A 20954-nucleotide genomic window follows, 5' to 3' on the forward strand; every position below is an offset into this window, starting at 1 on the left:
AAAGGGCCGGCACAGGCAACCAACCCACCAAAGCCCATGTCCAACCCCTGAACCCATGGATGTCTCAGGAGGCCCCGATGCACCTCTGCTCCATCGACCAGGCCGTCGAGCAAGTCCTGTCGCGCCTGCCAGCCCATATCCACATGGGCCTGCCGCTGGGCCTGGGCAAGCCCAATGCCTTCGTCAATGCGCTTTACGCCCGCATCCGCGAGCTGCCCGAACGGCAGCTGACCATCTACACGGCCCTGTCCCTCGGCCGCCCGCCACTGGGGGATGGCCTGCAGCGGCGCTTTCTCGAGCCCTTCGTCGAGCGCGTCTTCGCCGACTATGAAGAACTTACCTACCTCGCCGACCTGCGCAATGACAGTCTGCCGCCGAACATCCAGGTTGAACAATTCTTCATGCAGCCCGGCAGCCTGTTGCACAGCGATTCGGCCCAGCAAAGCTACATCAGCAGCAACTACAGCCACGCAGCACGTGACATCAACGCCAAGGGCCTGAACCTGATCGCGCAGCTGGTGGCCGCCACGCCCGAGAGGCCGGTGCACCTGAGCCTGGCTTGCAACCCCGACATCACCCTCGACCTGCTGCCGATGATCGCCAAGCGCCGCGCTGCCGGCGAGACCATCCTCATGCTCGGCCAGGTGCATGCCGAGCTGCCTTACATGCCGGGTGACGGCGAGCTACCAATCGACACGTTCGACCTGCTGATCGATACAGCCGAGCAACGCCGCCTGTTCTCCACGCCGAACATGCCGGTTAACACCCAGGACCACTGCATCGGCCTGCACGCCAGCAGCCTGGTTCGCGACGGCGGCACGCTACAGATCGGCATTGGTGCCATGGGCGATGCGGTAGCTGCCGCATTGCTGGCGCGTCAGGGTGACAACGCCGGTTATCGTGCCGTGCTCGACGCGCTGGGTGCTGGCTCGCGGCAAGCGCTGATCGAACGGGAAGGGGGCCTGGATACCTTCGCCCAAGGCCTGTACGGCTGCAGCGAGATGTTCGTCAACGGCTTGCTGGCGCTGGCCGAAGCGGGCCTGTTGCGGCGCCCGGCGGACGAGCAGGTGGCGGCAGTGCTGCATGGCGGTTTCTTCCTCGGCCCCCAGGCGTTCTACCAGCGCTTGCGCGACATGCCGCTGGAACAGCGCGCACGGTTTGCCATGACTCGTATCAGCTTCATCAACGAGCTGTACGGGCAGGAGGAACTCAAGCGCCGGCAACGCCGCGATGCGCGCTTCATCAACAGCGTATTCGGCATGACCCTGCTTGGCGCTGGGGTGGCTGACCAGCTGGAGGATGGCCGAGTACTCAGTGGCGTGGGCGGGCAGTACAACTTCGTCGCCCAGGGCCATGCGCTGGAGGGCGGGCGTTCGATCCTGCTGCTGCGCAGCTGGCGTGAGGCGGGCGGGGAGGTGACCTCGAACCTGTTCTGGAACTATGGCCATTGCACCATCCCCCGGCACCTGCGCGATATCGTGGTGACCGAGTACGGCATTGCCGACCTGCGTGGGCAGACCGACAGCGAGGTGATTGCGCGGTTGCTGGCGGTATGTGATTCGCGGTTCCAGCAGGGGCTGATCGAGCAGGCAAAGGATGCCGGCAAGCTGGCCAAGGATTTTCAACTGGAGGCGTGCTTTACCGACAATACGCCGCAGCGGCTGGAGGCGATCAGGGCGCGGCATTCGCGGTTGTTCCCGGAGTATCCGCTGGGTACGGACTTTACGGCTGAAGAGCGGGATTTGCTGCGGGCGCTGAACTGGTTGAAGAGCAAGTTCAAGCTGAGCGAGGTGCTGGAGCTGGGCAAGGCAGCGCTGGATGCGCCGGGGCCGGAGGGCTATGCGAGGCATCTTGTGCGGATGCAGCTGGATCAGCCGCAGGGGCTGAAGGAAGAGCTTTACCAGCGGTTGCTGCTGGCGGGGTTGGCGGCTGCCAGATAGAGAGGATTGAGGCCATTCGCGGGCACGCCCGCTCCCACAGGTACACCACAGCATTCAAAACCTGTGGTTTACCTGTGGGAGCGGGCGTGCCCGCGAAGCAGGCGCCGCGATTACTCGATGAAGGTAACCACACCACCTTCCAGCGACTTCACCCGGGCCAGCGACTCGACGCGATAGCCCTGGCTGTCCAGCTCGGCACGGCCGCCCTGGAACGACTTCTCGATCACGATACCCAGGCCGGCCACGGTGGCGCCGGCCTGCTTGATGATCGAGATCAGGGCCTGCGACGCCTTGCCGTTGGCCAGGAAGTCGTCGATCACCAGCACGCGGTCGCTGCTGTTGAGGTGACGCGGCGAGATGGCCACGGTGTTCTCGGTCTGCTTGGTGAAGGAATACACCGAGGCGGTCAGCAGGTTCTCGGTCAGGGTCAGCGACTGGTGCTTGCGGGCGAAGATCACCGGCACGCCCAGCTTCAGGCCAGTCATCACCGCCGGGGCAATGCCCGAGGCTTCGATGGTGACGATCTTGGTCACGCCCGCGTCGGCGAACAGGCGGGCGAACTCGTCACCGATCAGCTGCATCAGCGCAGGGTCGATCTGGTGGTTGAGAAACGCATCGACTTTGAGAACCTGATCGGAAAGCACGATGCCTTCTTCGCGAATCTTCTGATGCAGTGCTTCCACTGTGGTATTCCTCGATGTAACAAAGGTCGCCGCAAATAGCGGCAAAGTTAAAGAGTAATGGTTGATCAGCGTTTGAGCATTGCCCGGATATCGGCCAGGGCATTGTTGCCCCGTGCGGCCTTTACCTCGACCGGCGCATCGTCAAGGCCCTCCCAGGCCAGGTCGTCCGGTGGCAGTTCGTCGAGGAACCGGCTGGGCGTGCAGTCGATGATTTCACCGTACTGCTTGCGCTTGGCGGCGAAGGTGAAGGCCAGGGTCTGGCGCGCGCGGGTGATGCCCACGTAGGCCAGGCGTCGTTCCTCTTCGATGGTGTCGGCCTCGATGCTGGAGCGGTGCGGGAGGATTTCCTCTTCCATGCCCATGATGAACACGTATGGGAATTCCAGGCCCTTGGAGGCATGCAGAGTCATCATCTGCACACCTTCGGCGTTCTCTTCCTCTTCCTGCTGGCGCTCGAGCATGTCGCGCAGCACCAGCTTGCCGATGGCGTCCTCGATGGTCATGTCACCCTCTTCGTCCTTCTCGAGGGTGTTCTTCAGCGCTTCGACCAGGAACCAGACGTTGCTGATGCGGAACTCGGCAGCCTTGTCGCTGGCGGTCTGCTGGCGGATCCAGTTCTCGTAGTCGATATCGCGGATCATCTCGTGCAGCGCGGCAATCGGGTCTTCCAGGGCAACCTTGTGGCGCACCCCGTCCAGCCAATGCTTGAAGCGCTGCAAACGCTCGGTGTAGCGGGCGTCCAGATGCTCGCCCAGGCCAAGCTCCTCGCTGGCGGCGTACATCGAAATACCGCGCTCGGTGGCGTAGTTGCCGAGTTTTTCCAGGGTGGTGGAGCCGATTTCGCGGCGGGGTACGTTGATCACCCGCAGGTAGGCGTTGTCATCGTCCGGGTTCACCAGCAGACGCAGGTAGGCCATCAGGTCCTTGACCTCCTGGCGGCCGAAGAAGCTGTTGCCGCCCGACAGGCGATATGGCACCTGGTGGTGCTGCAGCTTCAGTTCGATCAGCTTGGCCTGGTAGTTGCCGCGGTAGAGGATGGCAAAGTCGCTGTACGGACGGTTGGTGCGCAGGTGCAGGGTGAGGATTTCCATAGCCACGCGTTCGGCCTCGGCTTCCTCGTTCTTGCAGCGGATGACGCGGATCTCGTCGCCCACGCCCATCTCGCTCCACAGCTGCTTCTCGAACGCGTGCGGGTTGTTGGCAATCAGCACGTTGGCGCAGCGCAGGATGCGGCTGGTGGAGCGGTAGTTCTGCTCCAGCATCACCACCTTCAGGGAGGGGTAGTCCTCCTTGAGCAGCATCAGGTTTTCCGGCCGGGCGCCACGCCAGGCGTAGATCGACTGGTCGTCGTCGCCTACCACGGTGAACTGGTTGCGCATGCCGATCAGCATCTTCACCAGCAGGTACTGGCTGGCGTTGGTGTCCTGGTATTCGTCCACCAGCAGGTAGCGCACGCGGTTCTGCCAGCGCTCCAGCACATCGGGGTGCTCCTGGAACAGCTTGACCGGCAGCAGGATCAGGTCGTCGAAGTCCACCGCGTTGAACGCCTTGAGCGTGCGCTGGTAGTGGGTGTAGACGATGGCGGCAGTCTGCTCGCGCGGGTTGCGCGCCTTCTCCAGGGCCTCGGCGGGCAGGATCAGGTCGTTCTTCCAGGCACCGATCATGTTCTTGATCTCGTCGATGCCGTCGTCGCCGGAGTATTCCTTCTGCATGATGTCCGACAGCAACGCCTTGATGTCGGACTCGTCGAAGATCGAGAAACCCGGCTTGTAGCCCAGGCGCTCGTGCTCCCTGCGGATGATGTTCAGGCCCAGGTTGTGGAATGTGCACACAGTCAGGCCGCGGCCTTCCCCCGGGCGCAGCAGGGTGGCGACCCGTTCCTTCATCTCGCGCGCGGCCTTGTTGGTGAAGGTCATCGCCACGATGTACTGGGCACGGATGCCGCAGTTCTGGATGAGGTGGGCAATCTTGCGCGTGATCACGCTGGTCTTGCCCGAGCCTGCACCGGCGAGCACCAAAAGAGGGCCGCCGACATAGTCACGGGCTTCCTGCTGCCGGGGATTGAGTCGGGACATGCTAGAAACCGGGGGTCGCCAGAAAATAGCCGCGCATTCTAACAGGCATGGGGCGTTTGTGGCGCGACCGTCTGACGTCTGAGTCAAATATGTAAACGGGATTTGCCGGCTGGCGCAGTTTCGCGCAGGATGCACGACAAAATACGTCGGGATGCTACACCCGTAAAAACATGTATTAAATTGAAAATCATTTTCATTAATGCAGTAGCATACCTGGCAGTTTCCGTTGCACCGTGAAGCCTAAGGAGCCCGCTTGTCCACGCCTGTCGAACCATTGCGTTTGCTGCTGTTGGCCGATGAGCCGGAATGGGGCGCGCTGCTACGCGAGTGCATGCCTGCCCAGGGTGGCAGCGCCGTGCTGCTGACGGCGCCGAACTGGGAGTCGGTCGACAACCTGTTCAACCAGGACCGCCAGGCTGTCGTGCTGGCAACCCCGGCCCTGCAGCCCGCGCCTGGGCGCTGCGAGCTGCCGACCATCCTGCTGCTCGACCACGAGCCTCAGTTAGCGCCCAGCGCCGTCAGTGACTGGCTGGTGCGTGACCAGCTCAATGCCGACACCTTGCGTCGCTCGCTGCGCCATGTGCGCGAGCGCGGCGTGCTGGTGGCCACTTTGCAGCGCCTGGCCGAGCAGGATCCGCTGACCGGCATCGCCAACCGCCAAGGCTTCCAGGCCTTGCTGACCGCGCGCCTGGCCGAGAACGACGGCCGTGGCCTTGCCCTCGGCCACCTGGACCTGGACAACTTCCGCCACGTCAACGACGCCCTTGGCCACCAGAGCGGCGACCGCCTGATCCTGCAGGTGGTGGCGCGGCTGAAACAGCAACTGGAGGCGGGCGACCAACTGGCGCGCCTGGGCAGCGACGAGTTCGCCCTGCTGATCGACACCCGACGCGACCCCAACCGTGCCGAGTGGATTGCCGAGCGGATTGTCGAGGCGTTGGCCGAACCCTACTGGATCGACGGCGAAAGCCTGCTGCTGGGCTGCAGCCTGGGCCTGGCCCATGCCCGCGCCCAGGGTGGTGCCGACCCGCTGATGTGGCACGCGCACATCGCCATGCGCCAGGCCAAAGGCAGCCAGGGTTGCACTTTCCATGTGTTCAACGAACGCATCAACCGCAACGCCCGCAGCCTTGCCGACCTGGAAAGCGAACTGCGCCGCGCCCTGCGCCGGGACGAGCTGGAGCTGCATTACCAGCCGCGGTTGAACCTGGCCGACGGGTGTATCGTCGGCCTCGAGGCGCTGGTGCGCTGGCGGCATGCCGAGCGTGGCCTGTTGCCGCCCAGCGAGTTCGTGCCGCTGGCCGAGCAGAGCGGCCTGATCGTGCCGCTGGGCTACTGGGTGATTTCCCGAGCCCTGCGCGACATGCAGGCGCTGTGCGAGCGCGGCCTGGAGCCGCTGCACATGGCGGTCAACCTGAGCTTCCGCCAGTTCCAGGACAGCCAGTTGCTGGCGACCTTGAGCCGCCTGATTCTCGAACATGGCGTGGATGCCCGCTGGCTGGAGTTCGAATTGACCGAAACGGCAGTGATGCGCCGCAACGAACTGGTGCGCCAGACCATGGACGCCCTGGGGCGCCTGGGCGTGCGCTTCTCGCTCGATGATTTCGGTACCGGGTTCTCTTCGTTCGTGCACCTCAACAGCCTGCCGATCACCTTGCTCAAGGTGGACCGCAGCTTTGTCGCGGAAATGGAAATGCGCGAGGAGAACCGCAAGCTGGTGCACGCCATGATCAACCTGGCGCACAACCTCAACCTCGAAGTAGTGGCCGAAGGTGTGGAGAGTGAAGAGCAGATGGCGTTGCTGCGCGGGTTTGGCTGTGACCAGGTGCAGGGCTTCCTGGTCAGCAAGCCGCTGCCGGTGGGGGAGTTGATGGAGTTCTTGCTGGATTACAGCAAGCCGAAGCTGGTTAGCCTGTGACATCGCAGGGGAGGGCTTCGCCCTCCTTTCGCGACACAAGGCCGCTCCCACATTGATCGGCGAACGCATTCCCATGTGGGAGCGGCCTTGCGTCGCGAAAGGGCTGCAAAGCAGCCCCGGCAATCACACAGACACTGCCGACCCGTCAGCCAGACCTGCCTTGCCCAAAAGCCGCTTCATGCGCCACTCAAAGCCAAAGGTCAGTGCCACCGCCGCACACGCCAGCCCCAACGCCAGCCCCCACCACACCCCGACTGCGCCACCGCCCAGGGTAAAGGTGAACAGCCAGGCGCTCGGCGCCCCTACCAGCCAGTAGCACACCAGCCCGATCAGGAAGGTCGTCTTGGCATCCTTCAGCCCACGGATCGAGCCCATCGCGATCGTCTGCATGCCATCGAACAGCTCGAACCACGCAGCCACCATCAGCAACTGCACCGCCAGCTGGAAGATCGCCGCAAATGCCGGGTCGTCACTGTCGATGAACAGCCCCACCAGCGTATCGGGCAGCAGCCAGAACAGCGCGGCGAAGGCAAACATGATCATCGCCCCGAAGCCTATGCCCACCCGCCCGGCACTGCGCGCCGCCAGCAGGTTGCCGGCGCCGTAGTACAGCCCCACGCGCATGGTCACCGCATACGACAACCCGGTTGGCACCATGAACGCTGTGGAGACGATCTGCAGGGCGATCTGGTGCGCTGCCAGCTCGGTGCTGCCCAGCACGCCCATGCACAGCGCGGCGAAGGCGAACAGGCCGACTTCCACCATGTAGGTGCCACCAATCGGCAAGCCCAGCCGCCACAGCTCGCGCAGGGCCGGCAGCGAAGAGCGCGACAGGCCCTTGCGCAATGGGTAGGCGGCATAGGCCGGGTGCCAACGGATATACAGCGCCAAGGCAATGGCCATGCCCATCGACACCACCGCGGTGACCAGGCCGATGCCCATCAGGCCCAGCTTGGGCAGGCCGAACATGCCTTCGATCAGCGCCACGTTGAACAGGTAGTTGAGCACCGTGCCGACCAGGCTGATGACCATCACCGGCGTAGACCGGCCCAGCGCGCTGGTGAAGCCGCGCAACGCCATGAAGGTCAGGTAGCCGGGCAGCGCCAGTGGCAGCAGGGTGAGGAATTCGGCGGCCGATGCAACGTTTTCGGGCTTTTGCCCGAACAGCAGCAGTACCGGTTCAAGGTTCCACAACACCAGCGCAGCGAACAGCGCCAGGCTCCAGGCCAGCCACAGGCCACCCTGCGCCAGGCGGGTGGCGCCCTCGATGTCGTTGGCGCCCTTGCGAATGGCCACCAGGGTGCCGACCGCAGCGATCACGCCAAGGCAGAAGATCGACACGAACGAGTAGCTCGCCGCACCCAGGCCGCCGCCAGCCAGGGCTTGCGGGCTGATGCGGGCCATCATCAGGGTATCGGTCAGCACCATCAGCATGTGCGCCAACTGCGAGGCGATCAGCGGCCCGGCCAGGCGCAGCAAAGCCTTGAGTTCTGTGGTGGGCGCGACATGCATGGGGGCAGTCCTTTTCCTGGGGTGATCAACGAAGGGCGATTCTGAGGCTTTGGTCAACTTTGCACAAAAGGATAAAAGCGATCATTGGCATGAGTCTGACTCATGTATATATGCTTCCCGGTGATTCATTTCACAGCCCCGTATGGCAGGTGCCTCATGTCCCGTCAGCTCCCCCCGCTGTATGCCCTGCGCGCATTCGAAGCCGCCGCGCGGCTAAGCTCCTTCACCCGTGCCGGCGAAGAGCTGTCGATTACCCAGAGCGCGGTCAGCCGGCATATCCGCACGCTGGAGGAGCACTTTGCCTGCCGCCTGTTCGTGCGCAGCGGCCGCAGCCTGCAACTGACCGAAGCGGCGCGGGTGCTGCTGCCCGGTGTGCGTGAAGGCTTTGCCGCGCTGGAACGGGCTTGCGATACCTTGCGCGGTGAGGATGACATCCTGCGCATGAAGGCTCCCTCGACCCTGACCATGCGCTGGTTGCTGGCGCGCCTTAGCCGCTTTCGCCACTTGCAGCCTGGCAACGAAGTGCAGCTGACCAGCGCCTGGATGGATGTCGACCATGTGGACTTCAACCAGGAGCCGTTCGATTGCGCGGTGTTGCTCAGCGACGGGGTGTTCCCGCCGGAATGGGAAGTGCGCAGGTTGTTCCCGGAACTGCTGATCCCCGTGGGTGCGCCAGACCTGCTCGACGAGGAACCCTGGGACGAGCGTCGGCTGGCCTGCATAGAGCTGCTGCACCCCACGGTGGACAAGCGCGACTGGCGGGAATGGCTGGAGCGCATGGGGTTGAGTGACAAGGTTTCGCTCAAGGGCGGGCAGGTGTTCGACACCCTGGAGCTGGGCATGATTGCCGCTGCGCGTGGCTACGGCATTTCCATGGGTGATTTGCTGATGGTGGCCGAAGATGTGGCGCAGGGGCGCTTGAGCCTGCCTTGGCCGACGGCCGTGCCCAGCGGGATGGATTATTACCTGGTGTGGCCGCGCACTCGGCCAGGGGGCGAGCGGTTGCGGCGTTTGAGCGCGTTTCTGGAAGAGGAGGTGGCGGCGATGGATTTGCCGGATGTGCAGATCCTGCCGCCCCTTTGATCGCCTGTGCCGGCCTCTTCGCGGGCTTGCCCGCTCCCACAGGTTTGGGGGCAACTGTCTGTGTTGCCTGCCCTGGCCTCATCGCCGGCAAGCCAGCTCCCACAGGGACTGCATTTGCCTCAGGCTCGATGCCATCCTGTGGGAGCTGGCTTGCCGGCGATAGGGCCGCGAAGCGGCCCCTGCGATCTACAGCCTTACATCGAGCCCAGGTTCAACGCCTGTGCACACGCCTGCAGCGACCGACGCTCGCTCTGCGCATACAGCGCCAGCTCATCCTGCACCTGCAGCCCCAGCGCTGTTTCGAACGCATCGCGGTTGGCGTTGCTGCCGTACTCGGCCTGCGCATCGTCACCCAGGTTGGACTGGAAGATCCCCGCCGCGCTCACCGGCAGGAAGTCCTCGTACACCAGCGCCTCGAAATGCACATGGCCAGCCTCGATCAGCCCATCCAGTGTGGTCGGGCGGTCGTCCTGGTCGCGCGCAGCCAGGCCTTTCTCGGTGGCGAAGTAGCGGAAGTAGGCCAGCCCTTGTTCACGCATCTGCGCCAGGTCGTCCGGGAACTCGGCAAAGGTGTCCTTCAACAACGCCATGTAGCGTTCGGCATTGGCCTCGGCCGGGGCGCCACCCAGGGCGGCGCGGGTGGCGTCTAGCAGCTTGTCGTACAGCTGGCGGCCTTTCGGCGTCAGCGCCGCGCCGCGTTGCTCGATTTCGCCGAAGCGCGCGGTGTGGCTGCCCTGCTGGTCGCTGAACGCAACCTTTTCCTGCAGGGCCTTGAAGCTGGTCTGGCGCAGCAGGATCGGATGGCGGCGGGTGGGCGGGCCCTCGACCACGGCCTTTGGCGGGATGCCCTTGGCCGGCATGCCGAGCTGGATTGCATCGATGTCAAGGGTGCGCGGGGTCAGGTGGTTGATGTGCGGGCCCTTGAAGGCCACCACATCGGCGATCAGGCGGTGCTGGTCGTGCAACTGCTGGTACTGCTCGGCAGTGACGGTGGCGTCATGGTGCCAGCGGAAGGTGTGCAGCGCTTCTTGCACGAACACCTCGGCATCGGCGGCATTCAGGCCACCATCGCGCTCGCATTGGTCGATCAGCTCTAGGGCGCGGGCGGTGAAGATCTGGCGCTTGGCCAGGATGCTCTCTGCCAGCTCGCGCAGTTGCGGGTTGTCGATCAGCTCCAGGCGCAGCAGCGAAGTGAATACGCGGAACGGGCTGACGTGCAGCGACTGCTCGTGCACCGCGCGGAAGGCGGTGGAATGCACCGGCACGCCGGCGGAACTAAGGTCGTAGTAGCCGACTGGCTGCATGCCCATGACCGCGAACAACCGGGCGATGGTGGCCAGCTCTGCGGCGGTGCCGACACGGATGGCGCCGTGGCGCTCCTGATCCAGGCGCTCGATTTCGCCGGTCCAGCGCAGGGCCTCGGCAACCTCGGGTTGCTGGGCCATGACCTGCTGGTTGATTTCGCTCACCAGCTCCAGCAGCGTGCCGTACAGGGGCACTTCCTGTTTGTACATGAGCGACATGGCGGCAGAGAACTGCGCGCGGATGCTGTCGGGGCTGACGAAATCGTGGGCGGGCATCGCTAGCTTCCTGGTTGGGTTCGGACGCTTACATGAAAGCTGGGAATGCACTTTGCTCACAAGCGAAAAAAAGTGAGTGTGTCATTCCTTTTTTGATCGACCTCAAGGGCCCTATCGCCGGCAAGCTAGCTCCCACAGGTTGGACACAGGATTCAGCAATTGTGGAGCTCCCTGTGGGAGCTGGCTTGCCGGCGATGGGCCGCAAAGCGGCCCCGGCAATCTCAAGCCTGAAGCTGCTCGCGAATCCATTCCACCAACGCCCTTACCTTGGGCACCTCCGCCGCATGCTCGGCATACGCCAGGTAATGCGCCCCGGCACTGCGCATCGCATGGTTCCACGGCACCACCAAACTCCCCTCGGCCAGCTCCTTCGCCGCCAGATAGCGCGGCACCAACGCCACCCCGCACCCGGCCTGCGCCGCGCTCAAGGCCATGTAGAAGGTATCGAAGCGCGGCCCGTGGTAGGCACTGACGCTCTGCAAGCCCAACTCCAGGAACCACTCGTGCCAGGCCTCTGGCCGCGAGGTGCTCTGCAGCAGCACCAGGTCGGCCAGCTCCCCGGCATCGTTCAGTTCACGCCCGGCCAGCAACTCCGGCGCACATACCGGCACCACCTCTTCACCGAACAGCTCCACGCAGGTGGCCCCCGGCCAAGTACCCTGGCCATAGAAGAACACCACGTCCGCCGATCCTTGCAGCAGGGCGAAAGGCTCCATCTCGTTGCGGATGTCCAGGTGGATGTTGTTGTGGCGCTTGCCAAAACCCTTGAGGTGCGGGATCAACCAGCGCACGCCAAAACTCGGCTGAGTGGCTACCTTCAATATCTCGGTCTGCTCGCCGTAGGTGAGCACGTAGCGGCTGGACATATCCACCTGGGTGAGGATCTTGTTGACCTCGGCCAGGTACAGGCTACCCGCCGGCGTCAGCTGCAGACGGCGGCGGATACGCAGGAACAGGTGGTGGCGCAGCATGTCTTCAAGCTGCGCCACCTGCTTGCTGACTGCGCTCTGGGTCAGGTGCAGCTCTTCGGCGGCACGGGTAAAGCTCAAATGGCGGGCTGCAGCTTCGAAGCACTGCAGGGCGGTCATGGAGGGCACCAGGCGTTTGGACATAGCGGTCTCTGCGGCTCAAATCATTACCTGACGGAATGATATGCGGAATAAAGGTCGTTTGTTGCACCGGTGTGATCGGATTAATACTGATCCACATCATTTTTCCACCCCATCACCCGATGTAGGAGATGCACAAATGGTTGCTGGACTGCTCGAGCGCCTTGGCGTTGCTGCCGAGGCTTACACCCAGGGCGACTACCCTGTTCACACGCCGATCGACGGCAGCCAGATCGCCTCGGTGAAACTGCTCGGCAAGGCCGAGACCATCGCCCGCATCGATCAGGCCCAGAGCGCCTTCGAAGCCTGGCGCAGCGTGCCGGCCCCGCGCCGTGGCGAGCTGGTGCGCCTGTTCGGCGAAGTGCTGCGTGAGCACAAGGCCGACCTCGGCGAGCTGGTTTCGATCGAAGCCGGCAAGATCACCCAGGAAGGCCTGGGCGAAGTGCAGGAAATGATCGACATCTGCGACTTCGCCGTTGGCCTTTCGCGCCAGCTGTACGGCCTGACCATCGCTTCCGAGCGCCCTGGCCACCACATGCGTGAAACCTGGCACCCGCTTGGCGTGGTCGGCGTGATCAGCGCCTTCAACTTCCCGGTCGCAGTCTGGGCCTGGAACACTGCCCTGGCCCTGGTCGCCGGTAACTCGGTGGTATGGAAACCGTCCGAGAAGACCCCGCTGACCGCCCTGGCCTGCCAGGCGCTGTTCGAAAAAGCCCTGAAAGCCTTTGGTGATGCCCCGGCTGGCCTGGCACAACTGGTGATCGGCGGCCGTGAAGCCGGCGAAGCCATGGTCGACGACCCGCGCGTACCGCTGGTCAGCGCCACCGGCAGCACCCGCATGGGGCGCGAAGTCGGCCCGCGTGTGGCTGCCCGCTTCGGCCGCAGCATCCTCGAACTGGGCGGCAACAACGCCATGATCCTGGCCCCGAGCGCCGACCTCGACCTGGCCGTGCGTGGCATCCTGTTCTCCGCAGTCGGCACCGCCGGCCAGCGTTGCACCACCCTGCGCCGCCTGATCGTGCACCGTTCGATCAAGGACGAAGTGGTTGCCCGTGTCAAAGCCGCCTACGGCAAGGTGCGCATCGGTGACCCACGCAAGGACAACCTGGTGGGCCCGCTGATCGACAAGCAGTCGTTCGACGCCATGCAGGGCGCGCTGGCCAAGGCCCGCGACGAAGGTGGCCAGGTATTTGGTGGCGAGCGTCAGCTGGCCGATCAGTACCCGAACGCTTACTACGTATCGCCTGCCATCGCCGAAATGCCGGCGCAGAGCGACGTGGTGCGCCACGAAACCTTCGCCCCGATACTGTACGTGCTGGCCTACGACGACTTCGAAGAGGCCCTGCGCCTGAACAACGAAGTGCCACAAGGCCTGTCGTCGTGCATCTTCACCACCGACATCCGTGAGGCCGAACGCTTCCAGAGCGCCTCGGGCAGCGACTGCGGCATCGCCAACGTCAACATCGGCACCAGCGGCGCCGAGATCGGCGGTGCGTTCGGTGGCGAGAAGGAGACTGGCGGTGGCCGTGAGTCCGGTTCGGACGCCTGGAAAGGCTACATGCGTCGCCAGACCAACACCGTGAACTACTCGCGCGAACTGCCGCTGGCGCAGGGTATCGTGTTCGACTGATGTCCGCAGGCGGGGACTTTGCCCCCGTTTCGCCGGCAAGCCAGCTCCCACACTGTGGGAGCTGGCTTGCCGGCGATGGGCTGCAATGCAGCCCCAACAAGAACAAATTGCTGGAGCCGGGCCATGTCCGAACTGCGTCAAGAATGCTTGTGGGAATTCGTCAGCAAACCGACCGTCGCCGCCCAGGCCCTGGCCGGTGAGCACAAGGCCGATGTCTGTGTGATCGGTGGCGGTATTACCGGCCTGTCGGCGGCCATCCACCTGCTCGAACAGGGCAAGTCGGTGATCCTGCTGGAGGCCTGGAAGATCGGTCACGGTGGCTCCGGGCGCAACGTCGGCCTGGTCAACGCCGGCACCTGGATCCGCCCCGACGATGTCGAGGCCACCCTCGGCCTGCAGCAGGGCAGCCGCCTGAACAAGGTGCTCGGCGAGGCCCCGGCTGAAGTGTTCGCCATGATCGAGCGCCTTGGCATCGACTGCCAGGCCCAGCACAAAGGCACGCTGCACATGGCGCATAACGCCACCGGTATCGCCGACCTGGAGGCCCGCCACGAGCAATGGCGCCGCCGTGGTGCCGATGTGGAGCTGCTGACCGGCGCCCAATGCCAGGAATACTGCGGCACCGACAAGATTTCCGCCGCGCTGCTCGACCGCCGCGCCGGCACCATCAACCCCATGGGCTACACCCAGGGCCTGGCCGCAGCGGTGGCACGCCTGGGTGGCAAGCTGTTCCAGCAGTCTTCGGTCGAAGGCCTGGAGCGTGACGGCGATGCCTGGCGGGTGAAGACCGCACGTGGTTCGGTGCGCGCCGACAAGGTGGTGATTTCCACTGGTGCCTATACCGAAGGCGACTGGAGCAACCTGCAGAAGCAATTCTTCCGTGGCTACTACTACCAGGTGGCATCCAAGCCGTTGCAGGGTGCTGCAGCCGACAAGGTGCTGCCACATGGCCAAGGCTCGTGGGACACCCGCACCGTGCTCAGCAGCATCCGTCGCGACGACCAGGGCCGCCTGCTGCTCGGCAGCCTGGGCCGGGTCGACAACAAGCCGGCGTGGTTCGTGCGCAGCTGGGCCGACCGCATCCAGAGCCACTATTACCCGGAGCTGGGCAAGGTCGAGTGGGAAATGCACTGGACCGGCTGCATCGACTTCACCCCGGACCACCTGATGCGCCTGTTCGAACCGGCGCCGGGGCTGGTGGCCGTGACCGGGTACAACGGGCGGGGCAATACTACTGGGACCGTGATTGGCCGGGCGTTTGCCGAGTTCCTGCTGAAGGGGGAGGCGGGCAGCCTGCCGATTCCGTTTTCGCCGATGAAGGGCGTGAGTGCGCCCTCGCTGCGGACTGCGTTCTACGAGTCCGGGTTCTCGCTGTACCACGCGGGGCAATGCCTAAGGGTTGTGTTGTAAGCACCGGCCCTATCGCCGGCAAGCCAGCTCCCACATTGATCGCATTGCCCTTAAAGCCTGTGCAGTACCTGTGGGAGCCGGCTCGCCGGCGATAGGGCCGGCACAGGCTTACTTGTGCAACCAGCTGAGAAAACCGCCCTTCTTGATCGAAACCGGCTTCTGCAGCAACAACGACTCCCGGCTCTGCCGCCGAAACCGCTGCAACTTGCTCAACGCCGTTTGCACATCGCCGCGTTGCACCAGGCAGCTCTTCACCTGTTCCTTGTCGATCCGATACAGCACGCAACCGGTCAGCGTGCGGAACTCGGCCAGCGAGTCCTCTTCGTCGATGATTCCTTCGATCCCCAGCACCTCGCCCGGCCCCATGCGCCCGGCCTCGACCAGCTTGTCGCCATCGCGGATCGACGCCGAAACCACCCCGCTGCCAATCACCAGCAAGTGATCGGAATGCTCGCCCACGCCCAGGATTACCTGGTCGGCAAGGTATTCCACCGCCGTCATACGCTGGCTCAACGCATCGCGCTCTTCAGCGCTCAGCGAGCGGAACACCCGCACCTCATCCAGCACCTCGCGCTGGCGGCTGCGTGGTGGCATGGCCAGGTCGGTGTTCCACATTACCCCGCTGGCCTCCAGGTGCCGGTGGGCCAGGTCGAACAGCTGATTGCGCGCGTCGCCCTTGGCGCCCGCGTCGGCCACGAAGCCGCTGGCTTCGTACTCCACTGATTCCAGCGTCGAGGCTTTCACCGTCACCTTTGGTCTTGGTGTAGCCAGGATGGCACTGACGCCTTGCAAGGCTTTTTCCAGAGCATCGAACACCCGTTTGGGCCGCACCTTGGCCGGTACCACCACGCTGACCGACACCCCGTGCACATCGGCCGGGCGGCTGTGGTTGAGCAGCCGGGCCTTGGCCGCCACCGAGTTGGGGATCACCGCCAGGCTGCCGGTGCTGGTGAGCAGGCGGGTGGCACGCCAGTCGATTTCCAGCACCTTGCCTTCGGTGCTATCGATGGAGATCGAGTCGCCAATCTGATACGGCCGCGTGGTGTTCAGGATGATGCCACTGAACACGTCGGCCAATGTGCTCTGCAGCGCCAGGCCGATGACGATGGCCATTACCCCCGATGTAGCCAGCAGGCCCTTCACCGGCAACTGCAACACATAACCTGCGGCGGCGACTACCGCAGCCAGGAAGATCAGCGCCCCCAGCACATCCTGCAGCAAACGCCCGCCATGGCTGCCACGGGCACCCAGCAACAGGCCGAACACCACCGTCACCGTGCGTGCGCCGAACAGCCACCAGCCGATCGCCAGTACCGTGGCGATCAGGTTGCGCGAGACATCATCGGGCCAGGGTGGTGGTTGCATCGGGCTCATGCCGGCAGCCACCAGTACCGAGCTGAACAGCAGGAACAGCACCAACCGTGTGCCGATACGCCAGGCGCGTTGCTGGAGAGGAATCAGCTGCCAGAGCGCGAGGTCGAGCAGGATCAGGGCGGTGCCGAGCAACAGCGGGTACGACTGGATGAACGCCAGCATGGTGGTCTCGGGTGAGGGGAGGGCTGTGGGTAGTAATAGAGCAGGTTGGCCGGGCAGGCAATGACAGCCTGTGCCGACCTCTTCGCGGGCTTGCCCGCTCCCACAGATGTTGTGCATGAGTTGATGGATGCGCGATCCCTGTGGGAGCGGGCAAGCCCGCGAAGAGGCCGGCAAATCGAGCATCAATCCATCGTTCACAAAACAGAACGCTAGAGCCAAAAACTGCTATCTACCGCCCAAAAGGTCATGGTTTTAATCTTCTCCCATCAACGCGAAACACCCAACTTACTGAAAAGATCAAAACCTTAGGAGCAACGACCATGACCAACTTCAAATACAACCGCCTGAACAAAGACGACGCCGCTGTCCTGCTGGTCGACCACCAGGCTGGCCTGCTGTCCCTGGTCCGCGACATTGAGCCGGACGCGTTCAAGAACAACGTATTGGCCCTGGCCGACCTGGCCAAGTTCTTCAACCTGCCGACCATCCTCACCACCAGCTTCGAACAAGGCCCCAACGGCCCGCTGGTACCAGAGCTGAAAGCCCTGTTCCCGGACGCCCCCTACATCGCCCGCCCAGGCCAGATCAACGCCTGGGACAACGAGGACTTCGTCAAGGCGGTGAAGGCCACCGGCAAGAAGCAGCTGATCATCGCCGGCGTGGTGACCGAAGTGTGCGTAGCCTTCCCGGCGCTGTCAGCCCTGGAGGAAGAGTTCGAAGTGTTCGTGGTCACCGATGCCTCCGGCACCTTCAACGCCATGACCCGCGACGCCGCCCACGACCGCATGAGCCAGGCCGGCGCACAACTGATGACCTGGTTCGGCGTGGCCTGTGAGCTGCACCGCGACTGGCGTAACGACATCGAAGGCCTGGCCGCGCTGTGCTCCAACCACATCCCGGACTACCGCAACCTGATCACCAGCTACAACGCTTTCAACGCCAGCAAGTAAGCCAGATGCGCGGGCACCGCCAGCCGGTGCCCGCCAAGGCAGCACACCTGTCCAATCCAGCGCCCGTCCGCCGTTGCACAGTGGATGCGGGCAAGCTCATCCCAAGGAACGCCGATGAACACCGCACCCCAAGACAACCGCGACGTAGTGACCGTATGCCTGCAACACAAGGTAATCGCCAGTTCGACGGGCACCACGCCGGCGCAACCGCCGCGCTGGAAGCAGGCGTTGCTGACCTACCTGGTGATCTGCCCGATGACCATGATCATTCCACAACTGCTGGCACCGTTGTTTGCACGCTTTCCGCAGTTGGGGGGCGCGATCACCGGCAATCTGATCGTCAACCTGTTCGTCATCCTGCCCGTGGTGTTCTACATCATGCCTTGGGTAACCCGCCGCTGCGCCAACTGGCTACGTGGCTGAGCCAGGCCTTTACCTCGACATTTTCAAGGAGATACCGACATGAGCACGTTCGTTACCCGCGATGGCACTTCGATCTACTTCAAGGACTGGGGCAGCGGCAAACCTGTGCTGTTCAGCCACGGCTGGCCACTGGATGCCGACATGTGGGATTCGCAGATGGAATTCCTGGCCAGCCGCGGCTACCGCGCCATCGCCTTCGACCGCCGTGGTTTCGGCCGTTCGAGCCAGCCATGGAACGGCTACGACTACGACACCTTCGCCGATGACATCGCCCAGCTGATCGAACACCTCGACCTGCGCGACGTGACTTTGGTGGGCTTCTCGATGGGTGGCGGCGACGTTAGCCGCTACATCGCCCGCCACGGCAGCGAGCGTGTGGCCGGGCTGGTGCTGCTGGGCGCGGTGACGCCGGTGTTCGGCAAGCGTGACGACAACCCTGAAGGTGTCGACCTATCGGTGTTCGAGGGTATCTGCGCCGGCCTGCGTGCCGACCGGGCGCAGTTCATCGCCGATTTCGCCACGCCGTTCTATGGCATCAACCATGGGCAGCAGGTGTCCCAGGGTGTGCAGACCCAGACCTTGAACATTGCGCTGATGGCATCGATCAAGGGCACCCTGGATTGCGTGACCGCGTTCTCCGAAACCGACTTCCGCCCGGATATGGCCAAGATCGATGTGCCGACCCTGGTGATCCACGGTGACGACGACCAGATCGTGCCGTTCGAGAGCACCGGCAAGCGGGCGGCGGAGCTGATTCGTGGGGCTGAGCTGAAGGTGTATGCGGGGGCGCCGCACGGGTTTGCGGTGACCCATGCACAGCAGCTCAATCAAGACTTGCTGGCGTTCCTTCAGAAGTAACTGTGCTGGGGCATTCGCGGGCGTGCCCGCGAAGAGGCCAGCCCAGGCAGCGCAAATGCTGAACAAGGCTAACCTTCAACAACCCACCGCACATCCATCCAAGCCTTGCCCCTACACCAACCGGCATGCTCCGCAGTTGCGCCTGCCCGCTGCCGCACCAGACGGAGAACCCCATGTCCCAGGACCGCAACGACAAGACCCGTCGCCAGTTCCTCGCCACCAGTACCGTGCTCGGTGCCGCTGGCGCGCTCTGGTCCGCATTGCCCTTTACCGGTTCCGCCGGTTCCGCTCACGCATCCACCCAAGGAGGTTCCATGACCGCCGATCTGATTCTGTTCAACGGCAAACTGCACACCGTTGATCGTGAAAAGCCCACCGCGACCGCCGTCGCCATCAAGGATGGCCGTTTCATCGCCGTGGGCAACGACGCCGAAGCCATGGCCCACAAGGGCGCCACCACGCAGATCATCGACCTCAAGCAGCGTACGGTCATCCCTGGCCTGAACGACTCGCACCTGCACCTGATCCGTGGTGGCCTGAACTACAACCTGGAGCTGCGCTGGGAAGGCGTGCCTTCGGTGGCCGATGCCCTGCGCATGCTCAAGGACCAGGCCGCGCGCACGCCGACCCCGCAGTGGGTGCGTGTGGTCGGCGGCTGGAACGAGTTCCAGTTCGCCGAAAAACGCATGCCCACCCTGGAGGAAATCAACCAGGCCGCACCTGACACCCCGGTATTCCTGCTGCACCTGTATGACCGCGCACTGCTCAACCGCGCCGCGCTCAAGGCAGTCGGCTACACCAAGGACACGCCCAACCCGCCGGGCGGCGAGATCCAGCGTGACAAGTTCGGCAACCCGACCGGCATGCTCATCGCCCGCCCCAACGCGATGATCCTCTACGCCACCCTGGCCAAGGGGCCGAAGCTGCCGCTGGAATACCAGGTCAACTCCACCCGCCAGTTCATGCGCGAGCTCAACCGCCTGGGCCTGACCAGTGCCATCGATGCCGGTGGTGGCTACCAGAACTACCCGGACGACTATCAGGTGATCCAGGAGCTGGCCGACAACAACCAGCTGACCGTGCGCATTGCCTACAACCTGTTCACCCAGAAGCCCAAGGAAGAGCTGGACGACTTCCGCAAGTGGACCTCCAGCGTGAAGCTGCACAGCGGTACCGACTTCCTGCGCCACAATGGCGCCGGCGAAATGCTGGTGTTTTCCGCCGCCGACTTCGAGGACTTCCTCGAACCGCGCCCGGACCTGCCGCAAACCATGGAACAAGAGCTGGAGCCGGTGGTGCGCCACCTGGTCGAGCAGCGCTGGCCGTTCCGCCTGCATGCCACCTACAACGAATCGATCACGCGCATGCTCGACGTGTTCGAGAAGGTCAACCGCGACATCCCGTTCAATGGCCTGCCATGGTTCTTCGACCACGCCGAAACCATCACCCCGCAGAACATCGAGCGTGTGCGTGCGCTGGGCGGCGGTATCGCGATCCAGGATCGCATGGCCTTCCAGGGTGAGTATTTCGTTGACCGCTACGGCGCCAAGGCTGCCGAGCAGACCCCGCCGATCAAGCGCATGCTCGACATGGGCGTGCCGGTGGGCGCCGGTACCGACGCCACCCGCGTGTCCAGCTACAACCCTTGGACCTCGCTGTACTGGCTGGTCAGCGGCAAGACCGTCGGTGGCATGGAGCTGTACCCGGAAGGCCTCAGCCGTGACACCGCGCTGCAGCTGTTCACCCAGGGCAGCGCCTGGTTCTCCAGCGAGCAGGGCAAGAAAGGCCAGATCAAGGTGGGCCAGCTGGCTGACCTGGCGGCGCTGTCGCTGGACTTCTTCAGTGTCGATGAAGAGGCGATCAAAGGCATCGAGTCGGTGCTGACCGTGGTCGATGGCAAGGTGGTGTATGGCGCGGCGGAATTCGACAAGCTCGGCCCGCCCCAGGTGCCGGTGCTGCCGGAGTGGTCTCCGGTGACCAAGGTGCCGGGCCACTGGCGCGTGGGCACGCCGTCGCTGGCAGCGGTGGCGCACCAGTGTGTCGGGCCTTGCGGGGTGCATGCGCACAGCCATGAGAAGGCACGGCATTCGAGTGTGCCGGTGAATGACTTCCAGGGCTTCTGGGGGGCGCTGGGTTGCTCGTGCTTCGCGTTCTAAGCTGAGCTGATGAAAAGGAGGCCAGTTATTGGCCCCCTTTTTTGTTCCTTCTGTGCTGGCCTCTTCGCGGGTAAACCCGCTCCTACAGGTA

Annotated in this window: 15 protein-coding genes; 9 read left to right on the forward strand and 6 right to left on the reverse strand. The window is 64.0% G+C overall.

Annotated features, from left to right (window positions below; genetic code table 11):
• Positions 1 to 77: 77 nt before the first annotated feature.
• On the forward strand, positions 78 to 1940 hold the full coding sequence (locus GYA95_RS24180; RefSeq protein WP_015272321.1) for an acetyl-CoA hydrolase/transferase C-terminal domain-containing protein: 1863 nt from the start codon (positions 78 to 80) through the stop codon (positions 1938 to 1940).
• A 110-nt stretch (positions 1941 to 2050) separates the two neighbouring features.
• Here the strand turns inward: GYA95_RS24180 and GYA95_RS24185 are convergent, their stop codons facing one another.
• A complete protein-coding gene (locus GYA95_RS24185; protein ID WP_009683322.1) occupies positions 2051 to 2623 on the reverse strand; it encodes a xanthine phosphoribosyltransferase in 573 nt (190 codons plus the stop codon).
• Between the two features lie 65 nt (positions 2624 to 2688).
• Positions 2689 to 4698 carry a DNA helicase Rep gene (gene rep, locus GYA95_RS24190; protein ID WP_015272320.1) on the reverse strand — a complete coding sequence of 670 codons (2010 nt, stop codon included), beginning with the start codon at positions 4696 to 4698 and terminating at the stop codon, positions 2689 to 2691.
• A 253-nt stretch (positions 4699 to 4951) separates the two neighbouring features.
• Between rep and GYA95_RS24195 the strand changes: the two genes are divergently transcribed.
• Positions 4952 to 6616 carry a putative bifunctional diguanylate cyclase/phosphodiesterase gene (locus tag GYA95_RS24195; RefSeq protein ID WP_015272319.1) on the forward strand — a complete coding sequence of 555 codons (1665 nt, stop codon included), beginning with the start codon at positions 4952 to 4954 and terminating at the stop codon, positions 6614 to 6616.
• A 123-nt stretch (positions 6617 to 6739) separates the two neighbouring features.
• Here the strand turns inward: GYA95_RS24195 and GYA95_RS24200 are convergent, their stop codons facing one another.
• Positions 6740 to 8128, reverse strand: a complete 1389-nt coding sequence (locus GYA95_RS24200) for a NorM family multidrug efflux MATE transporter (RefSeq protein ID WP_161551513.1) — start codon at positions 8126 to 8128, stop codon at positions 6740 to 6742.
• A gap of 156 nt (positions 8129 to 8284) precedes the next feature.
• Between GYA95_RS24200 and GYA95_RS24205 the strand changes: the two genes are divergently transcribed.
• Positions 8285 to 9211 (forward strand): LysR substrate-binding domain-containing protein, encoded by a 927-nt coding sequence (locus GYA95_RS24205; protein WP_015272317.1) that lies wholly within the window; start codon positions 8285 to 8287, stop codon positions 9209 to 9211.
• Positions 9212 to 9405: 194 nt separating this feature from the next.
• Here the strand turns inward: GYA95_RS24205 and hglS are convergent, their stop codons facing one another.
• Together hglS and GYA95_RS24215 are read right to left on the reverse strand one after the other, a co-directional pair.
• On the reverse strand, positions 9406 to 10791 hold the full coding sequence (hglS, locus tag GYA95_RS24210) for a 2-oxoadipate dioxygenase/decarboxylase HglS (RefSeq protein WP_015272316.1): 1386 nt from the start codon (positions 10789 to 10791) through the stop codon (positions 9406 to 9408).
• Between the two features lie 221 nt (positions 10792 to 11012).
• Positions 11013 to 11903, reverse strand: coding sequence for a LysR family transcriptional regulator (locus GYA95_RS24215; RefSeq protein ID WP_015272315.1), 891 nt, complete (start codon positions 11901 to 11903; stop codon positions 11013 to 11015).
• A 136-nt stretch (positions 11904 to 12039) separates the two neighbouring features.
• Here GYA95_RS24215 and amaB point away from each other — a divergent pair, with 136 nt between their 5' ends.
• Together amaB and amaA are read left to right on the forward strand one after the other, a co-directional pair.
• Positions 12040 to 13530 carry an L-piperidine-6-carboxylate dehydrogenase gene (amaB, locus tag GYA95_RS24220; protein ID WP_003253547.1) on the forward strand — a complete coding sequence of 497 codons (1491 nt, stop codon included), beginning with the start codon at positions 12040 to 12042 and terminating at the stop codon, positions 13528 to 13530.
• 123 nt (positions 13531 to 13653) lie between these two features.
• Complete coding sequence (amaA, locus tag GYA95_RS24225) at positions 13654 to 14940, forward strand: L-pipecolate oxidase (protein WP_013974769.1); 1287 nt, start codon at positions 13654 to 13656, stop codon at positions 14938 to 14940.
• A 108-nt stretch (positions 14941 to 15048) separates the two neighbouring features.
• Here the strand turns inward: amaA and GYA95_RS24230 are convergent, their stop codons facing one another.
• On the reverse strand, positions 15049 to 16476 hold the full coding sequence (locus tag GYA95_RS24230) for a mechanosensitive ion channel family protein (protein ID WP_015272314.1): 1428 nt from the start codon (positions 16474 to 16476) through the stop codon (positions 15049 to 15051).
• Between the two features lie 320 nt (positions 16477 to 16796).
• Here GYA95_RS24230 and ycaC point away from each other — a divergent pair, with 320 nt between their 5' ends.
• The 4 genes from ycaC to GYA95_RS24250 all read left to right on the forward strand — a co-directional run bounded on the left by ycaC (position 16797) and on the right by GYA95_RS24250 (position 20863).
• The gene (gene ycaC / locus GYA95_RS24235) at positions 16797 to 17426 is read left to right on the forward strand and encodes an isochorismate family cysteine hydrolase YcaC (RefSeq protein ID WP_015272313.1); all 630 of its coding nucleotides are present in this window, start codon (positions 16797 to 16799) and stop codon (positions 17424 to 17426) included.
• Between the two features lie 114 nt (positions 17427 to 17540).
• A complete protein-coding gene (locus tag GYA95_RS24240; protein ID WP_015272312.1) occupies positions 17541 to 17849 on the forward strand; it encodes a hypothetical protein in 309 nt (102 codons plus the stop codon).
• A gap of 39 nt (positions 17850 to 17888) precedes the next feature.
• A complete protein-coding gene (locus GYA95_RS24245; RefSeq protein WP_015272311.1) occupies positions 17889 to 18707 on the forward strand; it encodes an alpha/beta fold hydrolase in 819 nt (272 codons plus the stop codon).
• A gap of 314 nt (positions 18708 to 19021) precedes the next feature.
• Positions 19022 to 20863, forward strand: a complete 1842-nt coding sequence (locus tag GYA95_RS24250; protein ID WP_015272310.1) for an amidohydrolase — start codon at positions 19022 to 19024, stop codon at positions 20861 to 20863.
• Positions 20864 to 20954 lie beyond the last annotated feature (91 nt).

Origin of the sequence: Pseudomonas asiatica, assembly GCF_009932335.1 — a bacterium.
GTDB lineage: Bacteria > Pseudomonadota > Gammaproteobacteria > Pseudomonadales > Pseudomonadaceae > Aquipseudomonas > Aquipseudomonas asiatica.